This window comes from Streptomyces sp. NPDC045955 (genome assembly GCF_056430805.1).
Genome location: NZ_JBWKKY010000004.1, coordinates 312,744 through 324,459 on the forward strand (window position 1 = coordinate 312,744; position 11,716 = coordinate 324,459).

General features: G+C 72.6%; 9 protein-coding genes. 6 read left to right on the forward strand and 3 right to left on the reverse strand.

The features are described from left to right. The first annotated feature begins 12 nt into the window (after nt 1–12). The 3 genes from AC07F0_RS10655 to sucD all read left to right on the forward strand — a co-directional run bounded on the left by AC07F0_RS10655 (nt 13) and on the right by sucD (nt 4,525). Nucleotides 13–1,176, forward strand: coding sequence for a VWA domain-containing protein (locus tag AC07F0_RS10655; protein ID WP_436729050.1), 1,164 nt, complete (start codon nt 13–15; stop codon nt 1,174–1,176). Between the two features lie 1,264 nt (nt 1,177–2,440). Further along, a complete protein-coding gene (sucC, locus tag AC07F0_RS10660; protein ID WP_356925078.1) occupies nt 2,441–3,619 on the forward strand; it encodes an ADP-forming succinate--CoA ligase subunit beta in 1,179 nt (392 codons plus the stop codon). 21 nt (nt 3,620–3,640) lie between these two features. Then, the gene (sucD, locus tag AC07F0_RS10665; protein WP_010036416.1) at nt 3,641–4,525 is read left to right on the forward strand and encodes a succinate--CoA ligase subunit alpha; all 885 of its coding nucleotides are present in this window, start codon (nt 3,641–3,643) and stop codon (nt 4,523–4,525) included. 113 nt (nt 4,526–4,638) lie between these two features. Here sucD and AC07F0_RS10670 read toward each other — a convergent pair whose 3' ends face one another. Next, on the reverse strand, nt 4,639–6,030 hold the full coding sequence (locus AC07F0_RS10670) for a sigma factor-like helix-turn-helix DNA-binding protein (protein ID WP_478976845.1): 1,392 nt from the start codon (nt 6,028–6,030) through the stop codon (nt 4,639–4,641). Nucleotides 6,031–6,126: 96 nt separating this feature from the next. Between AC07F0_RS10670 and AC07F0_RS10675 the strand changes: the two genes are divergently transcribed. Continuing rightward, nucleotides 6,127–8,007: a cell division protein PerM gene (locus tag AC07F0_RS10675; RefSeq protein ID WP_478976848.1), complete on the forward strand. Its 1,881-nt coding sequence runs from the start codon at nt 6,127–6,129 to the stop codon at nt 8,005–8,007. A 16-nt stretch (nt 8,008–8,023) separates the two neighbouring features. Here the strand turns inward: AC07F0_RS10675 and AC07F0_RS10680 are convergent, their stop codons facing one another. Further along, nucleotides 8,024–8,800 (reverse strand): hypothetical protein, encoded by a 777-nt coding sequence (locus AC07F0_RS10680; RefSeq protein ID WP_478976850.1) that lies wholly within the window; start codon nt 8,798–8,800, stop codon nt 8,024–8,026. A 322-nt stretch (nt 8,801–9,122) separates the two neighbouring features. Between AC07F0_RS10680 and purN the strand changes: the two genes are divergently transcribed. Then, the gene (gene purN, locus AC07F0_RS10685; RefSeq protein WP_478976853.1) at nt 9,123–9,761 is read left to right on the forward strand and encodes a phosphoribosylglycinamide formyltransferase; all 639 of its coding nucleotides are present in this window, start codon (nt 9,123–9,125) and stop codon (nt 9,759–9,761) included. Next, nucleotides 9,758–11,320, forward strand: a complete 1,563-nt coding sequence (gene purH, locus AC07F0_RS10690) for a bifunctional phosphoribosylaminoimidazolecarboxamide formyltransferase/IMP cyclohydrolase (protein WP_478976856.1) — start codon at nt 9,758–9,760, stop codon at nt 11,318–11,320. The genes purN and purH overlap by 4 nt, the downstream gene beginning before the upstream one ends. 48 nt (nt 11,321–11,368) lie before the next feature. On the opposite strand, the gene AC07F0_RS10695 is transcribed toward purH, so the two are convergent. Beyond that, nucleotides 11,369–11,716 (reverse strand): ALF repeat-containing protein (locus tag AC07F0_RS10695; RefSeq protein ID WP_478976859.1); only part of this gene is annotated, 348 nt, incomplete at its 5' end.

The following is an 11,716-nucleotide window of genomic DNA, read 5'->3' on the forward strand; positions in this document are numbered from 1 at the left end:
GGGAGGACACGGATGACGGCCGAGGTGACGGACCCGGCGCAGGAGCGCCTGCGGCGGTGGCGGCTCGTGCTCGGCGGTGACGCGGCGGACGGCACCGGGTGCGAACTGTCCGGGCGGGACGCGGCGATGGACGGAGCGCTGGCCGCGCTCTACGGAAAGGGGGAGAAGCCGCAGGGGGGCCGGGATCGTTCGGCGGGGCTCGGGGCGTCGGCGCCGTCCGTGGCGCGCTGGCTCGGGGACATCCGGACGTACTTCCCGTCCTCCGTCGTACAGGTCATGCAGCGCGACGCCATCGACCGACTCGGTCTCGCCACGCTCCTGCTGGAGCCGGAGATGCTGGAGGCGGTGGAGGCCGACGTGCACCTCGTCGGCACGCTGCTGTCGCTCAACAAGGCCATGCCCGAGACGACGAAGGAGACGGCACGGGCCGTCGTGCGCAAGGTCGTCGAGGACCTGGAGAAGCGGCTCGCCACCCGCACCCGGGCCACCCTCACCGGCGCCCTCGACCGCAGCGCCCGGATCAACCGGCCCCGCCATCACGACATCGACTGGAACCGCACGATCGCGGCCAACCTGAAGCACTACCTGCCCGAGTACCGAACGATCGTGCCGGAGCGGCTCATCGGGTACGGGCGGGCGTCCCAGACCACGAAGAAGGAGGTCATCCTCTGTATCGACCAGTCGGGATCCATGGCCGCATCGGTCGTGTACGCGTCGGTGTTCGGGGCGGTGCTCGCCTCGATGCGGACGATCTCCACGCGACTCGTCGTCTTCGACACGGCGGTCGTCGACCTCACGGACCAGCTCGACGACCCCGTCGACGTCCTGTTCGGCACACAACTGGGTGGCGGCACGGACATCAACAGGGCACTCGCCTACTGCCAGTCGCAGATCACCCGTCCCGCGGAGACCGTGGTCGTGCTGATCAGCGACCTCTACGAGGGAGGCATACGGGACGAGATGCTCAAGCGGGTCGCGGCGATGAAGGCCTCGGGAGTGCAGTTCGTGACGCTGCTGGCGCTCTCCGACGAGGGGGCGCCGGCGTACGACCGGGAGCACGCGGCCGCGCTCGCCGCGCTGGGGGCACCGGCGTTCGCCTGCACGCCTGATCTGTTCCCCGAGGTGATGGCGGCGGCGATCGAGAAGCGTCCGCTGCCGATACCCGACGCGGCGTGACGCGCGGACGGCCGGAGTGGTCCGGCTTCGGCCGGCAAAACGGATATGACTGCCCGTCAGCGAGCAAGGGGCTTGCGTCAACTCCGCACTCCCGTGCGAGGATCGGCGCCTGCTCGGCGGTGCGTCGCGCTGCGCTTGTTCCGTAGCACGGGAGGAAGCTCCCCCTCTTGATCTGGTCAGCAGCCCTGCCCGGTGCCGCTGTGCGCTTGCCGCGCACAGCGGCCGGGTGGCGTGCGCTCCGGGTGGCGCTGCTGGTGGGCGGGGTGCTCGGCATCGGGCTTCTGTGCGGGGAGCGGGCGTATGCGTCCTCCTTCTCGTCGTCCATATCGCCTTCCTCGCCGCTGCCGCTGCCGCTGCCGCTGCCGCTGCCGTCGCCGTCTTTCTCCCCGTCGCCGTCGCCGTCGTCGCTCAAGCTGCCCGTGCCGGCAGCGCTGCCCGCCCCGTCCGACTCGCCAACGGCACCCGCACTCCCGATCGATCTCCAGCCGCACCATGCCGCCGGAGTCGCAGAGCACTCCAGCCACATGAGACGCAGAGACCCGGGGCACCCCAGATGCACCGACCCCGCAAGCCCGTCCGGCCGCCCAGGACACAACTCGCTCGGCGACCGGTCCGCGGCCGACGGCGGTACGTCACGCCACGGCGACACCTACGCCTCACCTTGAGCCACATGGCCCCGCTGAGACTCCAGCCCGGGGCAGCGGCCCCCTCTCGCCCGGTCGGCACCCGGGACAGTCACGGGGACATCCCGTCTTCCCCGGTTAGCACTCCCTGTCCCCGGCTAGCACTCCACAACCCGCCCCCCGGCACCCGCAGCACCCAGCACCCCAAGGATCCCGTCGCCCCCTCCCCCCCACCGACTCCACGAGGCATCCCCTCCGGGCGGTCGAAACCGTCGGTCGTCCGAGGCCGGAACCTCGTGGATGGGGTCGGGTGGTCCCCATTGGGGTGGGGACCAACCGCCCCGCACCCCGGAGAGCCGGGGTGTCAGACGGGCCTCACCGGGTCAACCCCAGCCCGGTGAGGCCCCTCACTCCCGGCACGCCGTGCCAGAGAGCGCGGCATCATGTGACAGGTATCACCGCTCAGGTGTGACCCTCGATTTAGAGGCCCCTCGCAAGCAGCGATAACCTGCGAGACGGACATGCCGCGCGCTCGGACACCGTGTGCGCCTCCCTTGTGACAGACAGCGGACGTCACGTTGCCCTCGCGGCACGCCCACGCAGACAACGAACCGCGAGATCACTGATAGGGACGGAAGCGCGTGGACCTGTTCGAGTACCAGGCGAGGGACCTCTTCGCCAAGCACGATGTACCGGTGCTGGCCGGTGAAGTCATCGACACGCCTGAGGCGGCCCGCGCAGCCACCGAGCGCCTCGGTGGCAAGTCCGTCGTCAAGGCCCAGGTGAAGGTCGGCGGCCGTGGCAAGGCCGGTGGCGTGAAGCTCGCCGCCAGCCCCGACGAGGCCGTCGAGCATGCGACCAACATCCTCGGCATGGACATCAAGGGCCACACGGTCCACAAGGTGATGATCGCCGAGACGGCCCCGGAGATCGTGGAGGAGTACTACGTCTCCTTCCTCCTGGACCGTGCCAACCGCACCTTCCTCTCCATCGCGTCCGTCGAGGGCGGCATGGAGATCGAGGAGGTGGCGGCCACCCGCCCCGAGGCCGTCGCCAAGACGCCGATCGACGCCAACGAGGGTGTCACCGAGGCGAAGGCCCGCGAGATCGTCGAGGCCGCGAAGTTCCCGGCCGAGGTCGCCGACAAGGTCGTGAACGTCCTCGTCAAGCTGTGGGACACCTTCATCAAGGAGGACGCCCTCCTCGTCGAGGTCAACCCGCTGGCCAAGGTCGCCTCCGGTGAGGTCATCGCCCTCGACGGCAAGGTCTCCCTGGACGAGAACGCCGAGTTCCGTCAGCCGGAGCACGAGGCCCTCCAGGACAAGGAGGCGGCCAACCCGCTCGAGGCCGCCGCCAAGGAGAAGAACCTCAACTACGTCAAGCTCGACGGCGAGGTCGGCATCATCGGCAACGGCGCGGGTCTCGTCATGAGCACCCTGGACGTCGTCGCGTACGCCGGTGAGGCGCACGGTGGCGTCAAGCCCGCCAACTTCCTCGACATCGGTGGTGGCGCCTCCGCCGCCGTCATGGCGAACGGCCTGGAGATCATCCTCGGCGACCCGGACGTCAAGTCCGTGTTCGTCAACGTCTTCGGTGGCATCACCGCCTGTGACGAGGTCGCCAACGGCATCGTGCAGGCGCTGCAGCTGCTCAAGGACAAGGGCGAGGAAGTCACCAAGCCCCTCGTTGTCCGTCTCGACGGCAACAACGCCGAGCTGGGTCGCAAGATCCTCTCCGACGCCAACCACCCGCTGGTCCAGCGCGTGGACACCATGGACGGCGCGGCCGACAAGGCCGCCGAGCTCGCGGCTGCGAAGTAAGGGACGAGGGACTAAACAGCCATGGCTATCTTCCTCAACAAGGACTCCAAGGTCATCGTCCAGGGCATGACCGGTGCCACGGGCATGAAGCACACCAAGCTCATGCTGGCCGACGGCACGAACATCGTCGGTGGCGTGAACCCCCGCAAGGCGGGCACGTCGGTCGACATCGACGGCAACGAGATCCCGGTCTTCGGCACGGTCGCCGAGGCGATCGAGAAGACGGGCGCGAACGTATCCGTCCTCTTCGTCCCGCCGGCCTTCGCCAAGGCCGCCGTCGTCGAGGCCATCGACGCCGAGATCCCGCTCGCGGTCGTCATCACCGAGGGCATCGCGGTCCACGACTCGGCCGCGTTCTACGCCTACGCCGTGTCCAAGGGCAACAAGACCCGGATCATCGGCCCGAACTGCCCCGGTCTCATCACGCCGGGCCAGTCGAACGCCGGCATCATCCCGGGCGACATCACCAAGCCGGGCCGCATCGGCCTGGTGTCGAAGTCCGGCACGCTGACGTACCAGATGATGTACGAGCTGCGGGACATCGGCTTCTCCTCCGCCGTCGGCATCGGTGGCGACCCGGTCATCGGGACGACCCACATCGACGCCCTCGCCGCGTTCGAGGCCGACCCCGACACCGACCTGATCGTGATGATCGGTGAGATCGGCGGCGACGCCGAGGAGCGGGCCGCGGCCTTCATCAAGGAGAACGTGAAGAAGCCGGTCGTCGGCTACGTCGCGGGCTTCACCGCGCCCGAGGGCAAGACCATGGGCCACGCGGGCGCCATCGTCTCCGGCTCCTCCGGCACGGCCGCCGCGAAGAAGGAGGCCCTCGAGGCCGCCGGCGTCAAGGTCGGCAAGACGCCGACCGAGACGGCGAAGCTGGCGCGCGCGATCCTCGCCGGCTGAGCAGCCGGGCGGGCTGAGCAAGGCTTCAGCGCCCTACGGCTCAGTCGCACAGCTCACTGGTGGGCCCGCTCCCTGCACGGGGGCGGGCCCACCGCCTTTTCGCGAAGCGGGCGTCAGTGTGGCTGCGGCATCAGCCGGACCGGCCCCCGCTGCTCCTCCTTGCGCAGCTTCGCCCGCAGCTTCCGCTCCGACTCCGACAGCGGCCCGGGCGCGACCGGTGGCGGCACGCCCTGGACGGTCTCGCCTGGCGGCACCGGCGGTTCGTAGCGTGTGGGGGCCGTGCGGGCGGTGAGGGCCGTGGCTCCGATCAGGGCGATCGTGAAGGCGATGGCGGCCCGGGTCCAGAAACGGGCCCGGCGTTCCCCTGCCCGGCGCACGACCAGTGGTTTGGCGGCCCGCAGCCGCTCGATGGAGGCCAGCTCGACCAGCCGCCAGTGGAGCACCTCCGGGTCCGCCAGCTCCGGCAGCCGCTCGGCGACCGCCTGCCGCGCGTGCGTCAGCCGGTTCGCGGCCGCGCGGCTGCTCGCCTCCGTCTCCGCCGCCGTCTCCGGCAGGCCGAGCCCGACACCGTCGGACAGGAGCAGCGTGCGGCGGTACGAGGGCGGCAGCTTCAGCAGGGTGTCCAGCAGTGCGCGGTCGAAGGCGTCGGAGGGCGGCGGCTCGGGATACCGGTAGCGGGGGCGGAACCGGTGCCACGGGGAGAGGGCACAGTCGTAGGCCACCGCCCGCACCCAGCCCGCCGGGTCGCGGTCGCGGGCCACCTCGGGCCAGCGCTGCCAGGCGATGTGAAAGGCCCGCTCGACCGACTCCCGCGCCAGCTCGCGGCGGCCGGTCAGCAGGTAAGTTTGCCGGACGAGCGCGGGTGCGCAGAACGCGTACAGCGCGTCGAAGGCCTGGTCGGGTGTCAGGGCGGCGGTCGCGTCGTCCGGCCGTCGCGAGACTGTCGCCCGGGCGGGGCCGGAGCGCCGGTCGGTATCGGTGGTGCGACTGCGGTCGGCGACGGCGACGGCGGCCTCGGCGGTCGTATGACGGTGGTCCGCGACGGTGGTGTGGCGATGGTCGGCGGCGGGGCCGCGGCTCCGGGCACTGCCGGCGGTACGGCCTTGCTCGCCGGCCGAGGCGCGGCTGCGGTGGCCGACGGCGGTACGGTCCTGGTCCGCGGCGGAGGTGCGGCCCCGGTCCGTGGCGGACGGGCGCCCCCGGTTTCGGCCGGAGGCCCGGCCCCAGTCCCCGGCGGAGGGGCGGCTCCGACCGCTCACGCCTGCCGTGCCGCGCTCCTCATGAGGCGGTGTCAGGTCCGCCTCCGTGCCCAGCGAGTGCAGCAGCTTCGCGTACCTTTCCCCTTTCCGGCCGCGCGGCGTCGAGCGACCGGTCTCCCACCCGCGCACCGTCTCGCTGGTGACGCCCAGCCGGGAAGCCAGCTGAGCCCGCGTCAGCGAGGCTGCCTCGCGCAGGCGTCGGCGTTCCTTCGGCGGCGGGAGCGGGAGGGCAGGGCTCTGTGTCACCGGACGCCCCTCCGTACAGAAAAGTACATGAACGTATATTGAGCGACACATCGATGGTTTGCCCGTTACGACGGGAAAGCGAGTGTCGTTGGGAGCATGGCGGGCGTGATCGAGATGACCGCTCGCCGACGTCCGCCGTCGCCCCTGCTCATCCGGATGCGCGACCGTTCGCCCGGACTGGGCGGCGCCCTTGTGGGTGGTGCGGTCGCGGCGGGCCTCGGGCTCGCGGCGTTCGCCCTGCCGGTGATGCTGCTGTGGATCACCTCGCCGTACCCCGACAGCGGGCCCGGCGGCGCGCTGCACGTCGCGGCGGCGCTGTGGCTGCTGGCCCACGGAGCGGAACTGGTCCGCACCGACACGCTCGCCGGCGTCCCGGCTCCCGTGGGCGTCCCACCGCTGCTACTGCTCGCGCTGCCGGTGTGGCTGCTGCACCGGGCGGCGCGGGACGCCACGGACGGCGGGGCGCGGGGCGAGAGCGGCGGCATCGACGACGGCTTCGCCGAGGACATCGCGGCAGTCGAGGGCCTCGCGGCAGTCGAGGGCCTCGCGGTGGTCCCGGGCCTCGCGGTGGTCCCGGGCTTCGCGGTGGTCCCGGGCCTCTCGGCCGTCGCGGGCCCGCCGCTGGTCTCCGCGCGTACCGCCTGGACGGGCGTCGTCCTCGGCTACCTCGCTGTCGCCGCGCCCGCGGCCCTGTACGCCGCGGGCGGTGTGCTGCGGCCGTCGTGGGTGTGGACGGGGGTGTGCGTGCCGCTGGTCGCCGTCCTGGCGGCCGGGGTGGGCGTGTGGTCGGCGTACGGCCGTCCGGGCGGGCCGCTGCGGCGGCTGCTGGGCGTGCTGCCTGCGGCGGTACGGCCGCTGGTCCTCGAGCCGGACGGGCGCCCGGGTGCCGCCGCCCGGGCCGCGGCGGCCGGGGTGGCGGTCCTCCTCGGGGGCGGTGCGCTGCTGGTGGCGGTGTCGCTGGTGGGGCACGGGGCGGCGGCCCAGGCGGGGTTGCTGCGGCTGACGGAGGGGTGGTCGGGCCGGTTCGCGGTGCTCCTGCTCTGTGCGGCCCTGATGCCGAACGCGGCGGTGTGGGGCGCCGCCTACGCCCTCGGCCCCGGCTTCGCCCTCGGCGCCGGCCAGGTCGTCAGCCCGCTGTCCTCCGCACCGGCCCCGTTCCTGCCGCCGTTTCCGCTGCTGGCGGCGGTGCCGGAGGCGGGGGAGGGGCGGCTGGTGCACTGGGCGGCGGCCGGGGCCGTGCCGATGGTCGCCGGGGTGGTCGCCGGCTGGACCGTGGCGCGGGCGGCGGTTTCCGGGGAGCACGGCGGGACGCGGCCGGGCGGCGCGCCTGGTGGCGTCTGGTCGCCGGGGCGGACCGCCCGTGCCGCCGCCCTCGCGGCCGTGCTGAGCGCGGCCGTACTCGCGGGGCTCGCCGCGCTGGCGGGCGGCCCGCTGGGGGTCTCCGTCCTGGCCCGGTTCGGGCCGGTGTGGTGGCAGGTGGGTACGGCGACACTGGCGTGGCTGATGCTGGTGGCCGTGCCGACGGCGGTGACCGTACGGTCCTGGCACTGCCGGGCGCCCCGGGCGGACGGGGCGAGTATCGGTAAACAGCGGGAGGAACCGGCCGAGGGCAAGCCCCAACGGAAGGGCTCGCGCCCCGCCTGGGCTTGGTTCATCCGCACCGGAATCGCCGGGTTCGCCGGTGGCACGGGAAGTGCGGGGGCCTCGGGAGCCGACGGAGGTCCCCGGGCCGCTACCTCCCCGCCCCACGGGACCGCGCAGCCGCGGACCTCATCCCCTGCACCGGAGGCCCCCTACGCCGCCTATGCCCCCTACGCGCCCTTCGCCGAAGCCCCCGGCGGCCCCCAGGACCCCGGCGGCCAAGACCACAACGACCCCGCATTCGAGCCGTACGACTTCCTGCCGGCCGACCCGGCCCCCGAGCCCTACGACCGCCTGCTCCCGCCCGACCCCACCCCCGAGTCGGACACCCCCTGAAGCAGCAGGCCGTCCGTCAGTCGTCCGTGCCCAGGAAGCCCCGCAGTTCCTTCGGCAGAAGCTCCGTGCAGGACTGCTTCGCCTCGTTCGTGAGGGCGTCGTTCGTGCACGTGTAGTAGTCGCGGTAGACCAGCTGGGCCGTGAACGACGCGGCGACCAGGGCGATGGCCAGGGACGCCGTGACCAGGCCGCTCACCGCCGCCGTCGTCTGGGGGCGGCCCGTCTGCTCGGGGGCCGGGGCGTCCGGGTCGGGCCTGCCGGGCTTGGCGCGCAGGGCGCTGATGCCCCAGTAGAGGGCGAGCGCGCCGAGCAGCAGCGCCACGTACGGCCAGCTGAAGAGGGCGAAGAAGAAGGCCCACATGCCGGAGAGCAGGGCGTAGCGCGCACGGCGCTGGGCGGGATCCGTCGGGTCCCAGCGCGGGTTCGCGCCGCCCTGGGGGCCGCCCGGGCCCTCGGGGCCGCCACCGGGGCGCTCACCGAAGCCATCGGAGGAACGGCCGGGCTGCCGGTCGCTCCACTGCCTGCCCCAGGGGGCGCGGTCGTCCTCACCGCCGTCCCGGGAGTCGTCGCCCGACGGGCGCCGCGGCTGCCAGGGCCGGTCCGGGGTGCCCTCGGGCGGCGGGGCGAAGGGGTTGTCCTCCTGGGACCCGCGCCCTCGCTCGTCGCCGCGGTCGCCGTCCGACGGCGCGTCGGGTGGTGAGCTGGGGCGCTCCCGCAGCAGCACGCTGCCGCGCTCCCCTCCCTGCGCCGACAGCTGGGGGAACGTGAGGAGTCGCAGGCTGCGGTCCGGCATCAAGTGAGCGTCTTCCCGTTGATGAGTAGGAACGAGTTGCTGAGCAGGAATGGGTGGACAGAACCGAACGGTGTCGGACCCGGGCCCGCCACCTCTTGAACGCATCACGTCCGGACGGCGTTCCCGAACCGGCTCCGCCCAGACGCTACCTTCCGGCCAAGCCCCCGTCCCGTGGGGGCTGCCCGGTGTGCCGGTATCGTTGCTGACGGTCGGCCGGTTCGTAGGCTTCCCCGTATCCGGGGGCGCGAAGCATTCGTATGAATGCACAAACGCCCGAGGCCGGCCGCCTGGACAGACGCTCCCTTCGAGAAAGGCCCCCACCGTGGCCGCCAAGCCCGTGGCCCCGCGCGCCAAGCGCCTCGTCGTGCTGGTCTCCGGATCCGGCACCAACCTTCAGGCGCTGCTCAGCGAGATCGACGCCGCCGGTGCGCAGCAGTACGGGGCCGAGATCGTGGCCGTCGGCGCCGACCGTGAGGGCATCGAGGGGCTGGCCCGCGCCGAGCGCGCCGGGCTGCCGACCTTCGTGCGGAAGGTCAGGGACTACGGCAGCCGCGAGGAGTGGGACGCCGCCCTCGCCGAGGCCGTCGCCGCCTACGAGCCCGACCTCGTCGTCTCCGCCGGGTTCATGAAGATCGTCGGCAAGGAGTTCCTCGCGCGGTTCGGCGGGCGGTTCGTCAACACGCACCCGGCCCTGCTGCCCAGTTTCCCGGGGGCCCACGGCGTGCGGGACGCGCTCGCGTACGGCGCCAAGGTCACCGGCTGCACCGTCCACTTCGTCGACGACGGCGTCGACACCGGGCCGATCATCGCGCAGGGCGTGGTGGAGGTCCGGGACGAGGACGACGAAGGCGCTCTGCACGAGCGCATCAAGGAAGTCGAGCGAAGGCTGCTCGTCGAGGTCGTGGGGCGGCTCGCCCGCAACGGCTATCGCATTGAGGGACGAAAGGTAGTTATCCAGTGACCGCCGAGAGCAACAAGCGGCCCCTTCGCCGGGCGCTCGTCAGCGTCTACGACAAGACCGGTCTCGAGGACCTCGCGCGCGGGCTCCACGAGGCCGGGGTCGAGCTCGTCTCCACCGGCTCCACCGCCGCGAAGATCGCCGCTGCCGGCGTCCCCGTCACCAAGGTCGAGGAGCTCACCGGCTTCCCCGAGTGCCTGGACGGCCGCGTCAAGACGCTGCACCCGCGCGTGCACGCCGGCATCCTCGCCGACCTGCGCCTGGAGGACCACCGGCGGCAGCTCGCCGAGCTGGGTGTCGAGCCGTTCGACCTCGTCGTCGTCAACCTCTACCCGTTCCGCGAGACCGTCGCCTCCGGTGCCTCGCCGGACGAGTGCGTCGAGCAGATCGACATCGGCGGGCCGTCGATGGTCCGGGCCGCCGCCAAGAACCACCCGTCCGTCGCGGTCGTCACCAGCCCGGCCCGCTACGCCGACGTCCTGTCCGCCGTGCGCAGCGGCGGCTTCGACCTCGCCACCCGCAAGCGGCTCGCCGCCGAGGCCTTCCAGCACACGGCCGCCTACGACGTGGCCGTCGCCTCCTGGTTCGCCTCCTCCTACGCGCCCGTCGACGACTCGCAGTTCCCCGATTTCCTCGGCGCCACCTGGGAGCGCGAGCACACCCTGCGCTACGGCGAGAACCCCCACCAGCCCGCCGCCCTGTACGTCTCAGGCACGGGCGGCCTCGCCGAGGCCGAGCAGCTGCACGGCAAGGAGATGTCGTACAACAACTACACGGACACGGACGCCGCCCGCCGTGCCGCGTACGACCACGCCGAGCCCTGCGTCGCGATCATCAAGCACGCCAACCCCTGCGGCATCGCGGTGGGCGCGGACGTCGCCGAGGCGCACCGCAAGGCGCACGCCTGTGACCCGCTGTCGGCGTTCGGCGGCGTGATCGCGGTCAACCGCCCGGTCAGCAAGGAGATGGCCGAGCAGGTCGCGGAGATCTTCACCGAGGTCATCGTCGCGCCGGACTACGAGGACGGCGCCCTGGAGGCGCTCACCAAGAAAAAGAACATCCGCGTGCTGCGCTGCCCCGACGGGCCCTCCTCCCCGGTCGAGGTCAAGCCGATCGACGGCGGCGCGCTGCTCCAGGTGACCGACCGGCTCCAGGCCGACGGCGACGACCCGGCCAACTGGACGCTGGCGACCGGCGAGGCGCTGGACGCCGACGAGCTCCAGCAGCTCGCCTTCGCCTGGAAGGCCTGCCGCGCGGTGAAGTCCAACGCGATCCTGCTCGCCAAGGACGGCGCCTCGGTGGGCGTCGGCATGGGGCAGGTCAACCGGGTCGACTCCTGCAAGCTGGCGGTGGAGCGGGCCGGCGCGGAGCGGGCCCGGGGCGCGTACGTCGCGTCGGACGCGTTCTTCCCGTTCCCCGACAACATCGACGTCCTGGGTGCCGCAGGCGTCAAGGCCATCGTGCAGCCCGGCGGTTCCGTCCGTGACGAGCTGGTCGTCGAGGCCGCGCAGAAGGCCGGCATCACGATGTACTTCACCGGGACGCGGCACTTCTTCCACTGACGGCGGCGAGCGGGTCGGTGATCAACGGCGACCCGCTCTCCGTACGGCTCAGCCGTCGACCTCGTACCGCCCGACCTCCAGGAAGTACCGCAGCTCCTCCGGAGTGCCGTCGATGGCCTCCTCGGCGGCGGCCCTGAGCGCCGCGCTGATGGTCGGGTCGGCCAGGATGCGGGCGATGGCGACGCGGTCGTCCTCGGCCTGGGCGAGGCGGTAGCCGGTCTCCAGGAAGGCGCGCAGGGCCTCCGGGGTGTTCGCGTCGAGTGCCTCGCCGGCTTCCCGCTTGACGCCCCGGCCGGAGTCCGGGTCGGCCAGGATGCGGGCGATGGCGACGCGGTCGTCCTCGGCCTGGGCGAGGCGGTAGCCGGTCTCCAGGAAGGCGCGCAGGGCCTCCGGGGT